This window comes from Ruegeria sp. E5, assembly GCF_056534105.1.
Map to the genome: position 1 here is coordinate 1,039,210 of NZ_JBQFPA010000001.1, position 21,955 is coordinate 1,061,164.

Here is a 21,955-nt window from a genome sequence, read left to right on the forward strand (position 1 = left end):
ATCATGACCATCGAAGCCATCAATGAACAGCTCCTTCGCGCGATTGGTGTGGGCGTTGCCCTACTGGACCGTCAATCGCTGAAGTTTGGGTTCCGCAATGATACGTTTGACGAGTGGTTCAGTGCCGATGGCCCTTCAGACCAATTGCAGCAGCTCTTTCCTGATCTGGATATCGACACAGTGCAAACAAGCCTGTCCGGCACCGGGCGGCATACATCAGAAATCACGTTCAAAAAGAAACGCCGCACACTGGTGATCGCACTCGATTTCACGGTCGCGCACGACGATGTGCTGGTTCTGGTATGTCAGAACATCACCCGTATCAAAGAGCTGGAGTCCATGATCGACTCCTATTCGATGATGGTCGAACGGAACACCCGCGAGTTGAAGCGGGAAAAGGAGCAGGTTGAAAAACTGCTGCTAAATCTGATGCCCCGGTCGGTCTACGAAGAGTACAAGACTTTCGGCGTGGTCACGCCACAACTCTATGATCCCGTCTCCGTCCTGATGCTCGATTTCGTGGGGTTCACGGATATGGTCGCCTCGCAGGACCCAAGCGTCACCGTCACTGAGCTGAACGATATTTACAGCGCGTTTGATCGCATAGGTGAGCAATTCGGTTGCGAACGGATCAAGACAATCGGAGACGCATATATCACCGTCGCTGGTCTGCCCGATCCGACTCCGGATCACGCCAAGGCAATCGCAAACACAGCCATTCGTTTCGTACGCTATTTGACCCGCCGAAACCTGAGCCATCCGCATCAGTGGCGGTGCAGAATTGGACTGGCCACGGGATCGGTAGTCGGGTCGGTCGTTGGCATCCAGAAGTATGTGTACGATATCTTTGGTCCGGCTGTGAATCTGGCCTCCAGACTTCAGGAATTCTCTGACCCGATGCAGATTTCAGTCCAGGACGAAGTCGCGCAGGTCCTCAAAGATCAGTTTGACCTTGAGAATGTCGGTGCGCGAACAATCCGTGGGTTTGGAGAGCAAGACATCTGGCGCTTGTCCGACGATAGCTAAGCGTCAATGCCCGCTGTAATCCTTTGTTCGCACTAAATGGTGACTGATCACTGCAGTGACTACAGTAGGCTGTTTACCCAGTCCCAAAACCACTGATCTTGATCCCGAAATAAGCGGCTACTCGTTTCGGCGTTTGGTGACAACGGTTTCCAGCACCTCGCCTTCGTGATCAACAACCCGCCAGAGGCAATGTCTCTTACCATTCACCTTCACAAAATCTCGTCGGCGTGCCACTTCCATATCGAGAGTGCGCGCAGTTGTTGCATCCGCTATCTTCGGATCTCAGAGGCAAACACTGGACCGAACCGGTTCCAACAGTAGCAGTCGGTTTCGTGACTCAGGTCGATGCCTCGCTCGTGCAACAGATCTACGGCATTCCGAAGCGAGAGCGGGAATCGAATGTACAGCATCACGGTCAAGCGGATGATCTCAGAACTGGTTATTATAGTATTTGAAAGATGCAGGTCTGGTCATGGGCAAAAGCTACGCAACACCCCTACCCCGCCCAAGCAAAGCTCTTCTGACAAGACTCTTTTGACAGTTCCCCGATTGCAGTTTTCCTTGGTCACACAAACCTGTTCACATAATTCTCCAGAATCTCCTGACGCCCAGATTGTGGTTTCGGGTTGGTATTTTCCTGCAGAACCCGGGCAGAAATCTCTTCCAGACTGCTACCCAACATAGACACTGCTTCCGGCGTGTTCCAACCGGAATACCGTTCCGTCAGCGCGTCCTCCAAGCCACCGTCTTCAATCATAGCAGCCGCAGCTTTCAAGCCCCGTGCACAAATGTCCATTCCACCGACATGGGCTGCAACAAGATCTTTTGCATCAAGCGATTGCCGACGTATTTTGGCGTCAAAATTTGTGCCCCCAGTTGTAAAGCCACCAGCTTTCAGGATGTGGTAATATGCCAAAGCAACCTCTGGCGTGTTATTCGGGAACTGGTCCGTATCCCATCCGGATTGGTAATCGTTTCGGTTCATGTCGATCGAGCCAAGCATCCCTTCGGCAGCGGCGACCGCAATTTCATGCTCGAAACTGTGTCCGGCCAGGATCGCATGCCCCTGCTCGAGGTTCAACTTGACCTCGTCCTCCAACCCGTACTTCCTGAGAAATCCAATACAAGTCGCGGCGTCGTAGTCGTATTGGTGTTTGGACGGCTCCTGAGGCTTGGGCTCAACGAGAATAGTTCCTTTGAACCCAATCTTGTGTTTGTATTCAACGACCATGTTCAAGAAACGGCCCATGTGGTCCAACTCGGTTTTCAAATCCGTGTTCAACAGGGTTTCATAGCCTTCTCGGCCACCCCATAGAACGTAGTTTTCTCCGCCGAGCTTGTGGGTCGCATCCATGCAGGATTTCACTGTCGCAGCTGCAAACGCAAAAACGTCGGGATCAGGATTGGTACTGGCACCAGACATCCAGCGACGATGGCTGAACATATTGGCCGTGCCCCAAAGCAGCTTGGTGCCAGACACCTGCATCTTTTCACCGATATAATCGGTGATATCTTCTAATGTGCGCAGGTTATCGGCAAAATTTCCCTGTTCGGGCCGGATGTCAGCGTCGTGCCAGCAAAAGAATGGCTGCCCCAAAAGCTCAAACAATTCGAATGCAATATCTGCCTTCTGACGGGCCCGGCCCATATCGTCCTGAGGATACCATGGGCGTTCGAACGTAGGTCCACCAAAGGGGTCTCCGCCCTCCCATGCGAATGAATGCCACCAGGCCACAGCAAACCGCAGATGGTCCTCCATACGCTTGCCCATGATGATTTCATTCGGGTCGTAGTGACGAAAGGCCAACGAGTTCTTGCTATCCACGCCTTCAAACTGGACCTTCTCGATCCCTTCAAAAAATCCACTTGGCATTTCTGCCCCCTACTCTGCTTTTTGTGCTGGCTGCTTGCCGAGAATGATCATCGACAATAGATCGTCATCAGTTACATCTGCGATATCGACCGTCCCAACCAGTTTTCCGTTCTTCATGACCGATGCGCGGTCGCACAGTTCCATGACGGCATGCACGTCGTGATCGATCAGAAATATCCCGATGCCTTGCGCCTTTAGCTGGTGGATCAGATCCGCCACCATCTGAGTTTCATGTGGCCCAAGCGCTGCTGTGGGTTCATCCATGATCAGGATACGGGCGTTGAAATAGACCGCGCGAGCGATGGCCACCGATTGCCTTTGACCGCCGGATAATGCGGAAACGGGATCATTGAACTTTTGAAAGTTCGGATTGAGCTGCGCCATGATCTTTCGGCACTCGGCCTCCATGGCTGCGTCGTTGACCAAGCCAAAAGGCGTCGTCATCTCGCGCCCCAGGAACAGGTTTGATGTCGCGTCCAGATTGTCGGCCAAGGCGAGCGTCTGATATATCGTTTCGATATTGTTCGCCCGGGCGTCACGGGGATTGCCAATCTCGACCGGCTTGCCATCGATCAGAATCTCGCCGTGGTCCATCTGATAGGCGCCGGACAATACCTTGATCAACGTGGACTTTCCGGCCCCGTTGTGGCCAAGCAGGCCAACGACTTCACCCGGATAGAGATCGACCGACACATGGTCGACGGCCTTGATCCCACCGAAGGAAATCGAGATGTCGCGCATCTCGACCAATGGCGGCGCGCCTGAACCGCGCCCAGTGCCAGAAGGTTTTTTCTGCGTATCCTGAGCTTGCATCACTTTGCCCCCAGTCGCTTGCGGTAAACGATGTCGATATAGACGGCCAACACGAGGACGCTGCCGACGACGATGTTCTGAAACGGCGCGTCAACGCCAACCATTGCCATGCCCGATTGCAGCGCCTGCATGATCAATGCACCCAGGATCGCGCCATAGATGGTGCCGATGCCGCCCGACAATGCGGTTCCTCCGATCACTGCAGCTGCTATGACCCGAAGTTCGTCGAGCGTACCAATGTCGTTCGAATGGTTCGCCAAGCGAGCCGAGGCGACCACCGCGGACACCGCGCACAAGAAACCTATCAAAGCAAAGATTTTCACGGTCAGCAGCCGAGTGTTGATACCCGAAAGCTCTGCCGCATCCGGGTTGCCGCCAGTGGCAAAGATGTACCGACCAAACCGGGTTTTTCGCGCCACAATTGTCAGCGTGACAGCCACGATGATTAGGATGAGTACAGAAATCGGTATGCCGTATCCTACAACTAGCCCCTCTGGCATTGTCTCTCCGCGTGCTTCGAACATACGTTGCAGTCGGCGCGTCGGTATGGCGTAGCTGTTTACGATGTAAACGTACCCAAGGATGGCGATTGCGATTATCCCGGCCAAAGTGGCTTCGGCCCAGACAGGTTTGACGGGGAATCCATGTGCCGCCTTTGCGCGACGACTGCTCCACAAAGCCCAGATCGCGATTGCGGTAGCAAACAAGCCGAACAGCCAGCTTGTCGTCGTTCCCAATGTCCCGTTGGTCCCGCCAAACATCAGGAATGTACTATCCAGAGGACCAATCGTCTGACCGCTGGTCAAATACCACGCCACGTTTCTCCAAACCAGAAATCCACCAAGCGTGACGATGAAGGCTGGTATCGTCAGGTATCCGACCATCCAGCCATGAAACGCACCAATCAGCGTGCCGACAAACAGCCCGACGACAATGGTGATCGCCCAGGTTGCTGGATTGTTCAAACCCATACCAAGTACTTGCGGCAAAAGCTCAGTTTGCGTCATTGCCATCACAGCCGAGGTAGTTGCCAGCAGCGCTCCTACCGACAAGTCGATGTGTCGCGTGACGATAATGAACACCATCCCACATGCCATAATGGCGACCGAAACTGTCTGGATGGACAGGTTGAATAGATTGCGCGGCGTCAGGAACCTTCCATCTGTGAAGATGTTGAACCCGATGCACAGGATGACAAACGCGCCGATCATTCCCAAAAGCCGCATATCCAGTTCCAGTTGCTGGAACAGGCTGGGTTTCGCTTTTTCAGGTACCGGCTGAGACGAAGTTTCGGTCATTTCCGATCTTTCATATTCAGCAATAGTCCCCGGCCCAGACGGGGCCAGGGACTTTGAAGTTTAGTTGCAGGGAGCAGGTCCGTTTTCAACGCCCTGACACAGATCTTCCAATGGGATCCATCCAGCGTCCACAACAACGGATAGGTTGTCCTTGGTGATCGGAACGGGTGCGAGGAAGACCGAGTTCATCTCGGTGCCACCCGGTGATGTCCAACTAATTGCACCTTCGACATCAGCAGGGCTTGTCCCTCCGCTCAGTGCGACTGCGATTTCGCCAGCGGCCTTTCCGAGTTCACGAGCGTCCTTCCATACCGAAACGGTTTGAGTGCCCAGCGCAACGCGGTTCAACGCTGCGTGGTCGCCATCCTGACCTGACACCGGAATGCCTTCCATACCCTGTGCTGTTAGGGCCGCAACAACACCGCCTGCAGTACCGTCATTCGACGCAACGACTGCATCCACGTTGTTCTCGTTCGCGGTCAGGATTTGTTCCATGTTCCGCTGCGCGTTCGCGGGCAACCAACCATCTGTGTAGGCTTCACCAACGATCACGATGTCACCGCTGTCGACGGCTGCTCCGATGATCTCTTGCTGACCCCCGCGCAGGAAATCTGCGTTCGGATCAGTAGGAGAGCCTTTGATCATCACGTAGTTGCCTTTGGGCATGGCCTCAAAGACAGCCCGAGCCTGCATTCTGCCGACTTCCACGTTGTCGAAGGTCAGATAAAATGCTCGGTCGTCCTCGATCAGACGGTCATAGGCTATCACAGGAATACCTTCGTCCGCCGCGGCCTGAACCGCGGGACCAATGGCCTGCGCGTCCTGCGCTAGGATGATAAGCGCGTCCACACCCTGGGCGATCAGGCTTTCGATGTCCGATAGCTGCTTTGCGGAGGACGATTGCGCGTCTGCCGAAATGTACTCGGCACCGCCTGCTTCAAGTGCCGACTTGATGGCCGCTTCGTCTGTTTTCCAACGCTCCTCCTGAAAGTTTGACCAGCTTACACCGACCACTGGCTCTGCGAATGCGGTCGAAGCCAACAAAGTGGCCACAGCCGAAAAGCTGAGAATTCTCTTCATGATTTCCTCCCATTTGCTGAGCCATCGCATTTCGATTCGCGGCTCTCACAAACTTGAATACCATATTTATTTCAGCCGGTAAAATATTTAGTCTGTTAGGACAGGCGAAATCCAAATAGATTGAGGTAAGAACCAGATTCGTGAGGCCAAGATGCTGAAAAGCAAAGCTTCTCAAAATGCCGCGGACCAGCGGAACATTACGCGCCTGCGGGTGTTGGAACATATTCGGACAAGAGGCTCGATCTCTAGGATAGATATCGCCAGCGCTTTGCAGACCAGCCCTGCGACGGTTACTGCAGCCACAGCCGACCTCATATCTGCGGGGCTGATCAAAGAGATCGAATCCGAACCGCAATCCAAATCCGCCAAAAGGGGTCGGCCCAGAGTTTTACTTCAGCTGGATGGCCGCTCTTACCTTGTTGCGGGCCTCAAAGTGGCGCGCCACATGATCTCGGTCATCCTTGTAGATTTCAAAGGCAACGAGGTCACGTCATACAAACATCCGTTGGACGACGTCCGGATGACGCCAGGCGCATTAGTGGCAACCATTCGCAAGGCCTTGGATGAGGCCTGCGCTCAGATCAACGAGACCCTCGACACCTTATCCGGAGTGTCAATTGGGGTTGCCGGTCTCGTGGACGCAGAAAGGAACTTCGTACACTGGTCCTCTTCCCTTACCGATAGAAACGTCGATTTTAGCCAATTTCTGGAAACAGAGCTGCCCTGCCCCGCCTTTATAGAAAACGACGCCAACCTGGTAGCAAAGGCGGAACAACTCTTTGGGTTAGGCAAGGGTTTTAAGAACTTTCTTGTCGTCACGATCGAACACGGCGTTGGGCTTGGAATTGTCCTGGACGGTAAGCTATATCGCGGGGAAAGAGGCTGCGGAGCGGAATTTGGCCACACAAAAGTCCAACTGGACGGCGCGCTTTGCCAGTGCGGCCAGCGGGGTTGCCTTGAGGCCTATGTCGGGGACTATGCACTGATCCGGGAAGCAACCGTCGCCGATCAACGCATTGGAACGGAAACTATTAAAGAGATCCACGAAAATGCTCGATCCGGAGACGAAAGGGCGAAATCCGTTCTGGCCCGCGCGGGCCAGATGTTTGGTCTGGGAATATCCAATCTGATCAATCTGTTTGATCCCGAACGCATTATTTTGTCCGGAGCTCAGATGGACTTAGAACACCTGAATTCGGACGAGGTGATGACCCGAATTCGCAGTGGCGTCGTGAATGTCGATACCCCCTTGCCGGAAATCACAGCCCATCATTGGGGCGACCTTATGTGGGCTAAGGGAGCTGCGGCGTACGGGATTGAGCAGGTCTCGATCCTCAAGGTAAAGGAGCTGTCGACAAATGCGCCCTGAGCTTTGTATCCTATTCGCTTTTGCATCTGCGGCCAGCGCAGAATCTCAAGCTCCGCAATTCCAAAAGATTGACATCGGCGCTCATATTTATGACGGCGGCTGGGAGCACTTTGTTGGCGGCGGAGTCGCCGTTTTCGATTGTGACGGTGATGGGTTGCCCGAACTCTTTGCAGCGGGTGGCACCAACACATCCAAACTGTTTAGAAACACATCGCACGAAAGCGTTTCATTTCGTGCTGATACCCCCGAGCTGCTTTCCATGGTCGACGTAACTGGGGCTTACCCGCTGGATGTCGACAGTGATGGCGTTATGGATCTGGCTGTTTTGCGCGTCGGCCCCGATCTGCTTATAAAAGGTGAGCCTGATTGCAAGTTCCGCCCTTTCAGCTCCCTTGGCTTCAGATCAGAGGATCATTGGACAACCGGGTTCTCTGCCACCTGGGAAGCTAATCAGACTTTGCCAACATTGGCCTACGGAACTTATGTTGATCGTCACAATCCCGACGGCCCGTTTGAGACTTGCGGACCCACGGTCCTATACCGGCCCAGTGGCGGCAGTTACCAGCCACCGGAACATCTCGAACCAGGCTATTGCGCGCTGTCCATTCTCTTTTCTGACTGGTCCCGCACCGGGCAAGCGGATCTGCGGGTCAGTAACGATCGCCATTACTATGTACGTGGCGGCCACGAGCAATTGTGGGCAATGGAAAAAACTCCACGCCCCTATTCGAAAGAAGACGGATGGTTGGCATATTCGCTCTGGGGCATGGGCATCGCTTCACGAGATCTAACAGGCGATGGCTTCCCCGAAGTTTACCTGACTTCTATGGGTGACCAAAAATTTCAAGTTTTTGACCCCGAAGCTGGCGGCCCAACCTGGCGAGACGCCACTTACAGCAAAGGCACAACCGCTCACAGGCCACATATTGGAGACGACGGTCGCCCATCAACTGGATGGCATGCGCAATTTGGCGACGTCAACAACGACGGTCTAGACGATATCTTTGTCGCCAAGGGAAATGTCGAGCAGATGCCAGATGCAGCATTGAATGACCCCAACAACCTACTGTTACAACTGGAGAATGGTCAATTTCAAGAAGCTTCAGTCGAGGCTGGCGTTGCCTCTATGGCCAAGTCGCGCGGCGCCGCTTTGGCTGACTTCAACAATGACGGCTGGCTTGATCTGGTGGTGATTAACCGGGGCTCGGAACTTGAGGTCTATCAAAACCAGCCCCACACCGGGAATTGGGTGATGCTGGACATTTCCCAAGATAAACCAAACCGCTTCGCGGTCGGCGGCTTTATCGAGGCCAGGACCGAGTCAGGTGTGGTAACCCGGGAAATCACAATCGGTGGAGGGCACATCAGCGGTATCGCAGGGCTTCATCATTTTGGACTGGGGGATGCGAAGGCAATCGAAGTTCGGGTTATTTGGCCTGATGGCGAAGAAGGAGGATGGCAGGAAATCCAATCAAATCAGATCATTCAAATTGAGCGATGATCATTGGTCAACCGGCAGTCCACTTGGAACCTGTTCTGGAACACCAAGACGTTCCGCGGGATCTTCCAGACTGGCCAGAAAGCTCAGTAGCGCGCTGATCTCCTGATCCGTCAGACTTATCCTCGACAGGTCGCTGCTTCTGGCAATCGCATCCAAATTCTCCGGGTTCGACAATGGCAGCTGATCCTTTGCACCCGGAAAGTCAGGAAGCACAGCCATTTCCAAGGAGTACGAACGCAGGGAATCCTCTGGGTCGAGATGATGGCGCACGATATCTTCAAGCTGCGCATAGGCACCGTTATGCCCGTACGGGGCCGTCAGCGTTACATTACGCAACGAGGGCGTGCGAAACGCAAACGCATCCTCTGCGTCACCAGTCACGCTTAGGCGCCCATCATCCCGGACATGGCTTTCGAACCGCGCCGCTTTTCCGGGTCCTATCTGCGGCATCGCTATGGAGTGAAATTTGTGGTCTGTTTGGAACCAGCCCGAATGACAGATGCTGCACCCTGCCTTCCCGTAGAACAACTGCATGCCGCGCTGTGCATCTTCCGGCAACTCAGATTCCCCCCGCATCGCAAGGTCAAACGGGCTATTGACAGCGCGCCATTCGAAGGCAATGAAATCAGCTATTACATTCGCAATAGCGGAAAAGGTGATCGTATCCCCCGGTGCAACCTGAGAAAAACGCTGTTCGTATTCCGGGATGGCCGCGACGCGAGCCGCTATCAAATCCCACGCCCCGCCTTCCTGAGTAAGCAACCCGAGGCGTACAGCCTGGCTGACGTCATTCTCGGAATAGTGGCCTGCCATCTCATCAGGAGACAGCACCGGAAACATTGCCTGAGCTGCCAGAGCAGATTTGAAACCTGACCTCATATGAGTGCCCAGCGGCGTCCTGATACCGTTCGCGCGTGTCGGATCAGTTTCAAGGCGCCCATCATGAAAGAAGACTGTGAACTCGGTTGCGCCAAGATTCCAAAGACCCGGCGAATTGCGCGGGATTCGTTGCTCCGGCGGGTTTTTCGCATCGAATTTCCGCTTTGCCCCCAGACCCGCACCACCTTCACCGATCCCAAGCGAGAGCCCATCGGACGTGCCGAGTTTGGGGTGATGACAAGTCGCACAGCTGATATTCCTGTTCCCGGACAAGATCGGGTCGTAGAAAAGCAGTCGCCCAAGTTGGACCTCTTTCACGCCAGGTTCAACAAATTCTGGGATTGGCCCAAGGTTCTGAGCCGCTGCCACCGTAATGGACGCAATTACCACGCTAAAAGCAACAATCGGTGTAACAAGCTTCATGTCACACCCTCTGAAATCTGCAGAATCAATGTCTGCTCGTAAGGGGCTTCAGGAGCGCATATGATCGACGGGAACTCGGGGATGTTGGGCGCGTTGGGATAACCCGATGGCTCGATGCACACGCCAGCGCTCTTGTAAAAGGGTTCCGTGAGGTGAGCCCCGGAGTAAATTTGCACCCCTGCCTGGTCTGACCATACAGATAGCTTCAAACCCGTGGGTGTAGTAAGGTCGGCGACCGGAAGCCCCTTCTCTCGTGCGCTGTTGAAAACGAAGTAGTTGTCCAAATCCGTCAAAACGGCACTGATCGCTTTCGGCGCGGAAAAATCCATACCACTATCTCTTGCGTCCACAATCTTGCCCGAGGGAATACCCTGATTGTCAACTTCAAGATAACGGTTTGAAGTCAGCCGCAGACAATGTTCTGAAATGCCCGTTACGCAACCCAGGCTATAGTAATTATGTTGCGCTATACTTACGGGTGTCGGCCGATCCGGCTGTGCTGAAATCGAATAAACCAGACGCGGATAGTCCAGCCTTACTCGCACTTCAAATCTGACGGTTCCCGGATAACCGCTGGCACCCTCCGGGGAAGTGAGGCGCAATACGGCCTCGTTTGCTGTCATCTGCTCAAGAGCCCAATTCTGATGCGATAGGCCTGCCCGCCCACCGTGCAAGGAATTTCGACCCTCGTTTGCGTCCAGTTCATACCGAACATTTTCCATGTCAAAACGCGCTGCTCCAATCCGGTTGGCGACACGCCCAACGATTGCGCCCAGATAATTATTATCGGTGGCGTAGTCCCGCGGGTTCTCGTATCCAAGGATCATTGGCATCCCCTTGTACCACCAACCTTGAGTTGTCGCCCCGTAGCTGAGTAGCGACACGCGCATGTCGCCATCATTCAGGACGGCTCGTTCGATTTGAGGAGGTATGTCCCGCCTTTTGTTCATCGTTTCGCAAAAGGTGCTAAGGCCGAATAATATTGCCGGTAACGTTGGTATTCATTTTCGAATGCATCGATCAGATCCCCACGAGGCTCGATCACCGTGTCGATTTTGGGCGACATCATCACAGAGTCCGGGTTTGCGCCATTGACGGCGCACATTGCCAGGCGGGCGGCGCCGATGGCGGCACCAAATTCACTGCCCCGGGGCAAGGCAAGGGGCGTATTGAGCACGGTGGCCAGGTTTTTCAACCAATACCGAGATCGCGCACCGCCGCCAACGGCCAAAAGGCTGGTTGGCTTTGTTCCGGTACTCTTGAGGGCCTCCAAACAGTCCCGCATTGCAAAGGCGACGCCTTCCATGACAGCCCGCGTCAAATCAGTGGTCTCCGAGGAAATATCCACACCCAGGAACGCACCACGGATTGCACTGTCATTGTGAGGCGTCCGCTCACCTGAAAGATAAGGCAGAAACGTGATCTCTGATGGGCCATCCAGATCGGCAGGCAGCGAGGCGATCATGTCCCCAACGGACTGGCCCAGATTGCGGGAAAGCCAGTTCAAACTGTTTGTCGCAGAAAGGATAACACCCATCTGAATCCACCTGTCAGGGACAGAATGACAAAAAGAATGTATCGCCGTTTCTGGCGCTGGAGCATAGATGTCTCTGGACACCAGCAACACACCTGAGGTTCCGAGGGACAAGAAGCCAGTTCCATCGCTTGTACTGCCTATCCCACAGGCGGCAGCGGCATTGTCCCCTGCTCCCCCTGCAATCACGACCGGTCCAGACACTCCCCACTCTTGCTCCAACTCGGACCGCAACTCCCCGCCCGGATCACTGCCTTCGACCAGTCGAGGCATTTGTTCGATGTTCATGTGACTCTGTTCCAGTGCGGTTTCCGACCATCGCCGCGCACCAACGTCCAGCCATGAAGTTCCGGCACTGTCAGACATATCGCTGACGTAGTCTCCGGTCAGCCAGAGCCGCAGGTAGTCTTTCGGTAGTAGGACCTTGGCAGTTTTAGCAAACAGGTCAGGCTCATTTGCGCGGACCCATTCCAACTTGGGGGCCGTGAACCCCGGAAAAACGATATTGCCTGAACTCGAACGCATACCCGGCAGTTGATCAAGAATTTCTGCCTCTTTAGATGCCCGCGTGTCGTTCCACAGAATGCACGGTCGCAACACGTTACCATTGGCATCCAAAAGGGTCGCACCGTGCATGTGCCCGCTCAAACCAATGCCGCGCAGCGCAGAAAACGCGTTTCCGTGTGCAGCCCGAAGCTGACTGACGACTTCTTTGCAAGCTTCCACCCAATCCAAAGGGGACTGTTCGGACCATCCGGGTTTTGAGGAAGACGTAAGGATAATGGACTCAGCGCTACCTGCGACGGAACCTGCGTCGTCGACAAGAATCCCTCTGAGACCGGATGTTCCCAAGTCCAATCCAAGATACATCTTTGAACTCACCTACCTTTATTTTAGTTGCTAAAATTAATAGCCGGATAGATATTGTCAACAAAAGTTTCAGGCAAGTTGGCTTCTCAGTGAGATAACCCCGCACCACTGCAGATTTATCGACCAAACGGCGAAATCCGTATCTCTGATCAGTAGCGCACATCACAACAAGCGCAGCCGTCTTGTTCCTGCGCATCGCAAACATGAAGCCAATCGTCGCCCTGTTCGTTGAGGAAGTGGTTCCCAAATTACTTCGCCAAACACCTCGCAGTTAACTGCGTGGTATAGTTAGGTTCATCCGCTTTTGCGCGTCCAATTCTGGCTTGTATTGAACAACCAATCTCAGAGAGTTGCCCCATTTCCACAACTGGCGGCGCGGATCATGAAGCCCGTCATTCGTCAGATGAGTGGATTCTGGCAATCCAAGCGTGGATAACCGCACGACAAATAATAGCGCGAATATCCGAGTATCATCTTACAACGAAACACTGGGTGGGTCCTAGGCTTCAAACTCCATTGGTGCTGTCAGACAAATTCGAACCAGTCTCAATTTGACTCAAAATCGTGAACCTATCCGGAACAAAGTTGACGCCACTCGTCAAGAGCGGCGGTTCGCGTCAGCTTGAAGGAGTCTCGGCTGGTGAGGGATCTTTCCTGGTTAAAGTGGTTGTATACGGAGGAATGGTCGGAAGCGAAATTCTGTAAACTTCGAATGCGCCTTAAACCCTGCATCGCGCGCTCGCGTTGTTGATACGGCAGGTGCGAGTTCTCGACCCGGTTGTTGAGCCATCTACCCGTCGGTTGTTTTTCGAGCGTGCCCAGCTCTCTGACCGCGACTCTGTATCCGGCGAAGCGATCCGTGACGACGGCTCCCGCTTGGCCGTGTCGATTCATCAATTTCTTTAGAAATTTCAATGCTGCAGCTTTGTTTCGACGTTTGGTGACAACGGCTTCCAGCACTTCGCCCTCATGATCTACGGCCCGCCAGAGGTAATGTTTCTTGCCAATCACCTTCACGAAAACCTCGTCCACCTGCCACCTCCAATTCGAGAATTCACGCAGTTGTTGCACCCGCTTTTGTCTGATCTCAGAGGCGAAGATCGGACCGAACCTGTTCCACCCATATCGGACAGTTTCGTGGCTCACGTCGATGCCTCGCTCGTGCAGCAGATCTTCGACATTCCGAAGCGAGAACGGGAAACGGATGTATAGCATCACCGCAAGGCGGATGATCTCTGGGCTGGTTTTGAAGTACTTGAAGAGGCAGGTCTGGTCATGCGCAAAAGCTACGCAACACCCCTACCCCGCTTAATCAAACTTCTTCTGACAAGACCAAACAGAATGCCTTATGAGCTAGCGATGAATAGTCTAATTTCGAGCTTGCCGTAGACTACCTCCTCAGCTTTTTGCCCGATGGAAGAAAAGCTGAGCGACGATGGTAACCCTTGTAAGTCCACCAGTTTTCGCGATTCAGGTCTGCTTCCGGGTCGATGTAGCAATGGTTCTTGGCATGCCAAGGGCGTCACTTCACTCCGGCGAAGAGTATTTGTTTCTTGCGGTCTGCATCCCTTTGACACAAAACGAAATCGTTCTCATGCAAAAGGCCCTGAGGGGAGGACGCAAGTAAGAAATGCCCAAAATCATCTCGCCCTGCGACTAGCGCAACCAAAGTTTTCACGCCATTCTGCTGTTTCATTGAAGGCTTTATGAAACGCAACGCCGCACCAATGCGTCTATCGTCTGTGTTATTGGGCCCGGATGCGTGAAAGAGATGCCCGTGATGCATGGATGCCTGCCCCGCACGCAATTCGGCAGCAACTGCATCTTTTTCGTTCACATCGACTGCGATTTCCTGCCCGCGTGACAAAAGATTGTTTTCGCTGAAGGTGTCCACGTGAGGCACGATACGGCTTTTGTGGCTGCCAGGAACAAACTTCATACACCCGCTTTGCTCAGACGCTTCTGAAATCGCAACCCAACAGGTAACCTCTTCAGCATCATCCAATCCCCAATAGGTCAAGTCTTGGTGCCACGAGACTATCTTCGATGATCGCGCTTCTTTTACGAAAAGTGCACCGCTCCAAACCATGAGGTCCGGCCCTAACACCGTTGAAGCAGCCTCAATCAGCTTCGGATGGCGAAGTAGTGCATCGAATGATGGTATCAGCCTGTCCGGATAAGAATATAGAAGCTTGAGTTTATCTGGGTCGTCTCTGAGAATGCGCTCAGCTTTCTCAAAATCATCGCGCAGCGTTTGGACCTCAGAAGCTGTCAGGATATCCAGCGGAGCTACGAAACCATCTCTTTCATAAGTCTTTGCAATATCACGCGTTCGTTTATCCATTGTCATTATCCGGAAAAGTTAACTGCACCTTCATTGATTGGGTTCGATCAGACGCGACCTCAAAGGCAGTGACAGCCTCGCCAACTTCGAAGGAATGCGTTACCAACTGGTCGACGTTAATTAGTCCGCTTCGCATCATCTCGACCGCGACTGAGAACTCGGAATGGAAACGGAAAGACCCGCGAAGCAATATCTCTTTTGCAGTCAACGCCTGCATCGGCACTGTCATGTCTCCGCCTAGACCAAGCTGAACCAATGTTCCACCCGGGCGCAAGCATGCGACGCCAGAAGCCAGAGCCGATTGAGCCCCGGAACACTCCAGTTGTACATCAACCTGGCCCTTGCCGTTTTCAAACTGCTCCAGTTTTTGCGGATCGGCGTAGGTGTTGATGACATCGTCTGCCCCGCATTCACGCGCCAGAGCGAGGGGCTGGTCCGAGATATCCGTCGCCAATATTCTGGCAGCCCCAGAACGACGCGCCGCCAAGATCGTTAGGCAGCCGATTGGACCGCATCCCGTGATAAGAACCGTTTTACCTAAGAGGCTCCCGGCTTGTTTAATCGCGTGCAAACAGACCGCCAAAGGTTCGGCCATAGCGGCCTGCGCAGGACTTAACCCATCTGCCGGAACGCATTGACTGGCTTTCGCTACGAGTTTGCTTTGAAAAGCGCCTTGGATATGCGGGAACGGCATCGCGCTGCCATAGAACTTCATATCAAGACAGTGGTTTTGCTGCCCGTTCAGACAATAAATGCAGGCTTGGCAAGGTCGGGATGGAGAAACTGCAACCAGTTGACCTAAATACAACCCCTGCACACTTGACCCAACTCTCACTATTTCCCCGGCGATTTCGTGTCCAAGCACCATCGGTTGACGCAACTTGATCGCGCCAAAACCACCGTGGTTATAATAATGCAGGTCAGAGCCGCAAATCCCTCCCGCGCGCATGGCAATCAAGACTTCGTCTGGCCCCACGTCGTGCACATCCCGGTTTTCCAACCTCAGATCTTTTGCGGCATGGATAACAACAGCAACACTGGCCGAAGACATTGCACGGACTCCCTATACAGATTGCAAAAAGATACGGATAGTCGGTGCTGACAACCAAGGGATTTTTGCATGACGCTTGAAATGTTTAGCCTAGAGGGAACACGCGCGCTCGTAACAGGCTCTAGCCAAGGCATCGGATTTGCGTTGGCTCGTGGTTTGGCTGCCGCCGGTGCGCAGGTCGTTTTGAACGGGCGCGATGCCACTAAACTAGCGTCAGCAGCATCCGAGCTGAGCGAAACAGGTGCCTCGGTACGCGAACTTTCGTTCGATGCAACCGATCATGAAGGTGTCCGATCTGCTGTGGACGACTTTGAAGAAAAAGTCGGCCCAATAGACATCCTGATAAACAACGCCGGAATGCAACATAGGACGGAGTTACAGGATTTCCCCGCTGATGCCTTCGAGCGCCTGCTACAGACAAATGTAGCGTCCGTCTTTCACGTCGGTCAGGCTGTGGCACGGCACATGATTGAAAGAAAGTCTGGTAAGATCATTAACATTGCGTCGGTTCAATCCGCATTAGCAAGACCGGGTATTGCGCCTTACACGGCGACAAAAGGCGCCGTGACCAATCTTACAAAAGGAATGGCAACTGATTGGGCTAAGTATGGTCTAAACTGCAATGCCATTGCGCCTGGATATTTCGATACACCTTTGAACGCCGCCTTGGTTGCCGACCCAGAGTTTAGCTCATGGCTTGAGAAACGTACCCCGGCCGGTCGCTGGGGCAATGTAGAAGAACTTGTCGGCGCCGCCATTTTCCTTGCTTCCCCTGCATCCAGTTTCGTCAATGGTCATACTCTCTATGTCGATGGTGGAATAACGGCGTCACTTTGATCTGCAGCTTCCAATCGCCTGCTAAGTAAGACCGACTTAGATATCGTTCATAGCGCCGACCCCAAGGCAATCACCACAACCACCATTAATGAAGCGGCCATCGCAATATTGATCCTTTGATGCGATCTCTCGCTTAAATCAAGGCTACCCAGCTTTGCGCCAGCACCCAGCCAGATCATGTGCACTGGAACCCAAATCATATTGAATACTACGATTTTTATGACGACCTCCCAAACGGGCGCATCGGGCAAAAAGGCAAACCCTGAAAACAATGCTGTGCCGACCACGTAAGCCTTGGGATTGATGAACTGAAGTGTCAGACCGTTCGCAAAACCAAGCGGCGAAACCGCAGGGGAAAATCCGACCTTTGAGCCGGCGCTGGCAATACGCCAGGCGAGAAATACCAGATACCCGACAGAGGCGAATAGCAACAAAGTTCTAAGCACCGGTACAGCCAAAGCAACCGCAGCGACTCCAGAGACAACTAACATCATGTTGATGAACCCGCCCAGCATCAGACCAGCCACAAAGGCGAGTCCAGCTCGAAAACCAAATGCTGATCCGATACCCGCAGTTGTTAGAACACCCGGGCCCGGCGTAATCAGCAGAAAGAAAACCGCGACAGCAAACTCAAACACTTTTCAGATTGGCCTATTACAGATCTCTGCATTCCGGCACAGCTGTGATCACCGATCCGTCCTTATGGTGTTGCAGCAGATTGTCGACAGTCAGGTCACCCATTGCTGCACGCGTCTCAAAAGTCGCGCTACCAGCGTGAGGGAGCAGAACGACATTGGACAACTCGCGCAATGCTTTTGGAACGCGCGGTTCGTCCTCGAAGACATCAAGTCCTGCCCACCCGAGCTCACCATTTTGCAATGCAGTAATTAAGGCAGTTTCGTCGACAACCGAACCTCGACTAACGTTTATCAGAGTGCCGCCTGCCCCCAACGCGCGCAACACCTCAGCGTTGACCAGCCTATTGGTCGACGGGCCGCCAGGCGTGATGCATATGAGAACGTTCACATGCTCTGCCATTTCAACCAAATTGTCGAAATATCGGTACGGGACATCCTTTTGATTGCGGGTGTGATATGAGATTTCGGGTGCCCACGGCTCCAACTTATCAACAATCGCCTGACCAATGCGACCAAGACCAAGAATGCCTATTTTTTGATTGTCCGCTGATCGCGTCAAATGGGCATTACCTTCAACTTCCCATCGCCCGGACCGGACGTAATCATCGTCACGTATGAGCTCTCGATAACATGACAGCAACAGCAGAACGGCGGTGGTTGCGACTTCTTTGTTCAACACATTGGGCGTGTGCGTCACAACAATCCCACGCTCAGCCGCAGCATTAGCGTCGACGGCGTCGTAGCCGACTCCATAGACGCTGATCATCTTCAGATTACTGAGTGAAATCATTAGGTCATGCGGAACGCCATCATGCCCGTTCGTTACGATATGCGTAATACTTTCCGCGTTGAAATCGTCCAATTGATGAATATTGAACACTGAAGACAGGCGTCCTCGCATCCGTTCAGTGATCCCTCCGATTTGCAACAAGTCAGTCATCTTGGCCGACCTTTTGCCGCTGAACACCAAGCCCATCGATACGAAGCTCCATGACGTCGCCATTTTTCAGATAAACTGGTTCCGGTTTGATTCCCATTCCAACACCAGGCGGTGTTCCAGTTGAAATGACGTCACCGGGGTGCAGTGTAAAAAGTTGGCTTAGATGCTCAATGATCTCGGCAACGGAAAAGATCATCGTGGCGGTATTCCCGGTTTGCATGCGCTGACCGTTTACATCCAGAGACATACCAAGACACTGAGGATCCGGCACCTCATCCCGGGTCACTAGCCACGGGCCGGTAGGGCCAAAAGTGTCGCAGGATTTTCCTTTGGTCCATTGACCTGTCAGTTGCGTTTGAAAATGCCTTTCCGACACGTCGTTTACAATGCAATAGCCCGCAACATATTCGAGTGCGTCGGCCTTGGAAACATATTTGGCTGTCTTACCAATGACGACCCCCAGTTCGCATTCCCAGTCGGTATGTGTAGACCCCCGCGGCATAACAACATCGTCATAAGCACCAATGACAGCCGAGTTCGCCTTGAAAAAAAGTATCGGATGCTCGGGAATATCTGCGCCGGTTTCTGCAGCATGGTCCGAGTAGTTCAAACCGATGCAAAGAAATTTGCCGATGTCACCGACACACGGAGCGATACGAGGGTCACCCTTTACAATTGGCAGGTTGTTCGGATCCAATGACCGCAGGTTATCAAGCGTTCCGTCATCCAACATATCCCCCGTGATATCATTGATATGAGCGGACAGATCCCGCAATTGACCCTCAGAGTCGACCAGGGCTGGCTTTTCCGAGCCCTTGGCTCCGTAACGAACAAGTTTCATTTCTGTTCCTTTTAGTGGTTATCGCGTGGCATGAAGCCTCGCGCGATATCGCGGTAGTTTTCTGCACCCTTGAGCGTCATACCGCGATCCAACCGATCTACTTTTTCGCGGAATAATTCCTGCCACGGGGATTGGTTGGGCGGGGTTGAATAACCACCCTTTGCCTCCAGATCGCGGGCGCGTTGATGCAGTTCTTCGAGCGAAACCAGCATATCTGCTGTGCCTTTGCCAAGATCGATGCGCAGTCGGTCACCATTTCGCACCAAAGCCAATCCACCACCCTCTGCAGCTTCGGGTGAGGCATTCAGGATAGACGGACTTCCTGATGTACCGGATTGCCGTCCATCACCGATGCAAGGAAGGGCTTCGATGCCCTGTTTCAACAAATATGAGGGCGGCCGCATGTTCACGACCTCTGCAGCACCAGGGTATCCTTTTGGTCCCGCTCCGCGCATAATCAGAATACAGTTTGCGTCGATGTTTTCTGCAGGATCATCAATCCGATGGTGAAAGTCCTCAGGCCCATCAAACACAACCGCCCTGCCCTCAAATGCATCCGGATCATCCGGGTTCGACAGGTAGGTCTCTCGAAATGCCTGTGAGATCACAGATGTTTTCATAATCGCACTCTCGAACAGGTTGCCTGAGAGATTGATGAACCCCGCCTGTTGCTTAACCGGGTTACTGACGGGCTTGATTACGTCGCTATTCTGAGACCGGCGTGCCGAGCAATTGTCGCCCATTGTCTTGCCGTTCACCGTTATCGCATTGGGATGCGGCAGCAATCCAGCATGAAGAAGCTCTCCGACAACGGCGGGTACACCTCCGGCCTGTTGGTAATCTTCGCCCAGATACTCACCCGCAGGCTGCATGTTAACCAACAGTGGAACGTCGTGGCCAAGTTTCTGCCAGTCATCGTTGGTCAACGGAACACCAAGATGCCGAGCGATTGCATTCAGGTGGATCGGCGCATTCGTCGATCCACCAATCGCAGAGTTGATAACAATCGCATTCTCAAAAGCCTGACGTGTCATCACATCGCTGGGGCGTAGATCCTCCCAGACCATGTCCACAATGCGTTTACCCGTTTCATAACTGATTTGACCGCGCTCTCTATACGGGGCTGGAATGGCTGCTGATCCGGGCAATTGCATACCCAAGGCCTCAGCAAGCGAATTCATGGTCGTTGCTGTTCCCATCGTATTGCAATAACCCACCGAAGGTGCTGCGGCGGCTGCGATTTCCATGAACTCATCGGTGTCGATTTCGTCAGCCGCAAGGTCTTCGCGCGCTTTCCAAATAACCGTTCCCGATCCGGCGCGCTCACCTTTCCACCAGCCGTTGAGCATGGGACCGACCGACAGGGCGATCGCTGGGATGTTGACGGTCGCAGCGGCCATAAGAAGCGCGGGCGTGGTCTTGTCGCAACCAATGTTCAGAACAACGCCGTCAATCGGATACCCGAATAGACTCTCAACCAAGGACAGATAAGCCAGGTTGCGGTCGAGTGACGCCGTTGGCCGTTTACCTGTCTCTTGTATCGGGTGGACCGGTATTTCGATGCACGTTCCCCCGGCGGCGATGATTCCATCGCGAACACGTTTGGACAATTCGATATGATGCCGATTACAGGGGCTCAAATCACTGCCGGTCTGAGCAATGCCAATGATCGGTTTGCCTGATTGCAGTTCCTCACGGGTCAATCCGTAATTCAGGTATCTTTCCAGATACAATGCAGTCATCTCAAGGTTCTCAGAATTCATGAACCACTTGCGAGATCGCAAATCGTTTTTTGATACTTTTGTCATTGGCCTGACCAACCCCCGTCAATTATGTGCGTGTGTCCTGTGGTGAATGCACTTTCATCGCTCGCCAGATAGACGACCAATGCAGCAATCTCTTCTGCTTTCGCTACACGCCCCATAGGCTGACGCGCCACAAATTGTGCAAGGGCCTCTTCTCTGCTGCCCAGTTGCTCGCCCAACGCATCTACGCGGTCACGCCAACTGGGACTATCGACTGTTCCCGGACAAATGCAATTGCACCGGATTCCTTTTGTTATGAAGTCCACGGCTACCGATTTCGTCAGCCCGACAACAGCGGCTTTTGTCGTTCCATATACAAAACGATTTGGCGCACCGATTATGGAACCCAGCGCGGAAGACATATTGATTATCGAGCCTCCTCCGCGCTCTAGCATTCCCGGCAATACAGCCTTTGTCGTGCGCACCATTGAGCGCACATTAAGGTCCATTGCGAAATCCCACTCTTCATCGGTTGCATCCAGAATAGTTCCGTGATGCACGAACCCTGCGCAGTTGAACAAAACGTCCGGCTTCGCTCGCGCGACCCCATGATGAATGCTGTCATTATTCGTCACATCCATCTCGAAAATTTCGAGATTTTCGAGATTCCGACCGCGAATCAAATTTAGTTTTTCAGGGTTAATATCCGTCGCATAGACTTTTGCACCCTCTCTTGCCATTGCAATTGCGCTTGCAAGTCCGATCCCCTGTGCGGCGGCTGTGACCAAGACGCTTTTTCCCTTAAGTCTTTCTGACATATAAATATTCCGACCTCAAAAGTGGCGACTGGACAAGTGTTACTTCGTCCCACAGATCAACCGAGAAGCAAAGAA

The 21,955-nt window shown here is 53.3% G+C and carries 19 protein-coding genes and 1 pseudogene; 4 read left to right on the plus strand and 16 right to left on the minus strand.

Translation table 11 applies throughout. The features are described from left to right. The first annotated feature begins 3 nt into the window (after window positions 1–3). Window positions 4–1,026, plus strand: a complete 1,023-nt coding sequence (locus tag ACR0BI_RS05260; RefSeq protein ID WP_170396212.1) for an adenylate/guanylate cyclase domain-containing protein — start codon at window positions 4–6, stop codon at window positions 1,024–1,026. 123 nt (window positions 1,027–1,149) lie between these two features. Here the strand turns inward: ACR0BI_RS05260 and ACR0BI_RS05265 are convergent. The 5 genes and pseudogenes from ACR0BI_RS05265 to xylF form a co-directional block, all read right to left on the minus strand. After that, window positions 1,150–1,500, minus strand: a pseudogene (locus tag ACR0BI_RS05265) (DDE-type integrase/transposase/recombinase); the annotation flags it as partial. Window positions 1,501–1,591: 91 nt separating this feature from the next. Continuing rightward, the gene (xylA, locus tag ACR0BI_RS05270) at window positions 1,592–2,899 is read right to left on the minus strand and encodes a xylose isomerase (RefSeq protein WP_480561307.1); all 1,308 of its coding nucleotides are present in this window, start codon (window positions 2,897–2,899) and stop codon (window positions 1,592–1,594) included. A gap of 9 nt (window positions 2,900–2,908) precedes the next feature. Beyond that, window positions 2,909–3,712, minus strand: coding sequence for an ATP-binding cassette domain-containing protein (locus tag ACR0BI_RS05275; protein ID WP_170379765.1), 804 nt, complete (start codon window positions 3,710–3,712; stop codon window positions 2,909–2,911). Next, window positions 3,712–5,010, minus strand: a complete 1,299-nt coding sequence (locus tag ACR0BI_RS05280) for a sugar ABC transporter permease (protein ID WP_480561306.1) — start codon at window positions 5,008–5,010, stop codon at window positions 3,712–3,714. The genes ACR0BI_RS05275 and ACR0BI_RS05280 overlap by 1 nt, the downstream gene beginning before the upstream one ends. A gap of 60 nt (window positions 5,011–5,070) precedes the next feature. After that, window positions 5,071–6,090 carry a D-xylose ABC transporter substrate-binding protein gene (xylF, locus tag ACR0BI_RS05285; protein ID WP_170626596.1) on the minus strand — a complete coding sequence of 340 codons (1,020 nt, stop codon included), beginning with the start codon at window positions 6,088–6,090 and terminating at the stop codon, window positions 5,071–5,073. A gap of 151 nt (window positions 6,091–6,241) precedes the next feature. Here xylF and ACR0BI_RS05290 point away from each other — a divergent pair, with 151 nt between their 5' ends. After that, entirely contained in the window at window positions 6,242–7,459 is a 1,218-nt protein-coding gene (locus tag ACR0BI_RS05290; RefSeq protein WP_170396206.1) for an ROK family transcriptional regulator, read from the plus strand. Then, window positions 7,449–8,960, plus strand: coding sequence for a CRTAC1 family protein (locus ACR0BI_RS05295; protein WP_480561305.1), 1,512 nt, complete (start codon window positions 7,449–7,451; stop codon window positions 8,958–8,960). Before ACR0BI_RS05290 ends, ACR0BI_RS05295 begins: the two co-directional genes overlap by 11 nt. On the opposite strand, the gene ACR0BI_RS05300 is transcribed toward ACR0BI_RS05295, so the two are convergent. The 6 genes from ACR0BI_RS05300 to ACR0BI_RS05325 form a co-directional block, all read right to left on the minus strand. After that, window positions 8,961–10,262, minus strand: a complete 1,302-nt coding sequence (locus ACR0BI_RS05300; RefSeq protein ID WP_480561304.1) for a cytochrome-c peroxidase — start codon at window positions 10,260–10,262, stop codon at window positions 8,961–8,963. After that, window positions 10,259–11,212, minus strand: coding sequence for an aldose epimerase family protein (locus ACR0BI_RS05305; protein WP_223117833.1), 954 nt, complete (start codon window positions 11,210–11,212; stop codon window positions 10,259–10,261). The genes ACR0BI_RS05300 and ACR0BI_RS05305 overlap by 4 nt, the downstream gene beginning before the upstream one ends. Continuing rightward, window positions 11,209–12,666, minus strand: a complete 1,458-nt coding sequence (xylB, locus tag ACR0BI_RS05310; protein WP_170396198.1) for a xylulokinase — start codon at window positions 12,664–12,666, stop codon at window positions 11,209–11,211. The genes ACR0BI_RS05305 and xylB overlap by 4 nt, the downstream gene beginning before the upstream one ends. A gap of 570 nt (window positions 12,667–13,236) precedes the next feature. Further along, the gene (locus ACR0BI_RS05315) at window positions 13,237–13,881 is read right to left on the minus strand and encodes an IS6 family transposase (protein ID WP_480503436.1); all 645 of its coding nucleotides are present in this window, start codon (window positions 13,879–13,881) and stop codon (window positions 13,237–13,239) included. 307 nt (window positions 13,882–14,188) lie between these two features. Next, window positions 14,189–15,010 carry a phytanoyl-CoA dioxygenase family protein gene (locus tag ACR0BI_RS05320; RefSeq protein ID WP_480561303.1) on the minus strand — a complete coding sequence of 274 codons (822 nt, stop codon included), beginning with the start codon at window positions 15,008–15,010 and terminating at the stop codon, window positions 14,189–14,191. Beyond that, a complete protein-coding gene (locus ACR0BI_RS05325; protein WP_170663768.1) occupies window positions 15,003–16,061 on the minus strand; it encodes an L-idonate 5-dehydrogenase in 1,059 nt (352 codons plus the stop codon). Before ACR0BI_RS05325 ends, ACR0BI_RS05320 begins: the two co-directional genes overlap by 8 nt. Before the next feature lie 69 nt (window positions 16,062–16,130). On the opposite strand from ACR0BI_RS05325, the gene ACR0BI_RS05330 reads away from it, so the two are divergent. Beyond that, the gene (locus ACR0BI_RS05330) at window positions 16,131–16,898 is read left to right on the plus strand and encodes an SDR family oxidoreductase (protein ID WP_170565707.1); all 768 of its coding nucleotides are present in this window, start codon (window positions 16,131–16,133) and stop codon (window positions 16,896–16,898) included. Window positions 16,899–16,945: 47 nt separating this feature from the next. On the opposite strand, the gene ACR0BI_RS05335 is transcribed toward ACR0BI_RS05330, so the two are convergent. The 5 genes from ACR0BI_RS05335 to ACR0BI_RS05355 are packed head-to-tail and all read right to left on the minus strand — an operon-like array spanning window position 16,946 to window position 21,880. Continuing rightward, window positions 16,946–17,536: a LysE family transporter gene (locus ACR0BI_RS05335; RefSeq protein WP_170403474.1), complete on the minus strand. Its 591-nt coding sequence runs from the start codon at window positions 17,534–17,536 to the stop codon at window positions 16,946–16,948. Window positions 17,537–17,552: 16 nt separating this feature from the next. After that, entirely contained in the window at window positions 17,553–18,476 is a 924-nt protein-coding gene (locus ACR0BI_RS05340; RefSeq protein ID WP_480561302.1) for a 2-hydroxyacid dehydrogenase, read from the minus strand. Next, window positions 18,469–19,317 (minus strand): fumarylacetoacetate hydrolase family protein, encoded by an 849-nt coding sequence (locus ACR0BI_RS05345; RefSeq protein WP_170733451.1) that lies wholly within the window; start codon window positions 19,315–19,317, stop codon window positions 18,469–18,471. The genes ACR0BI_RS05340 and ACR0BI_RS05345 overlap by 8 nt, the downstream gene beginning before the upstream one ends. Before the next feature lie 11 nt (window positions 19,318–19,328). Continuing rightward, window positions 19,329–21,125 (minus strand): IlvD/Edd family dehydratase, encoded by a 1,797-nt coding sequence (locus ACR0BI_RS05350; protein ID WP_480561301.1) that lies wholly within the window; start codon window positions 21,123–21,125, stop codon window positions 19,329–19,331. Further along, complete coding sequence (locus tag ACR0BI_RS05355; RefSeq protein WP_170609034.1) at window positions 21,122–21,880, minus strand: SDR family oxidoreductase; 759 nt, start codon at window positions 21,878–21,880, stop codon at window positions 21,122–21,124. Before ACR0BI_RS05355 ends, ACR0BI_RS05350 begins: the two co-directional genes overlap by 4 nt. Window positions 21,881–21,955: the final 75 nt, after the last annotated feature.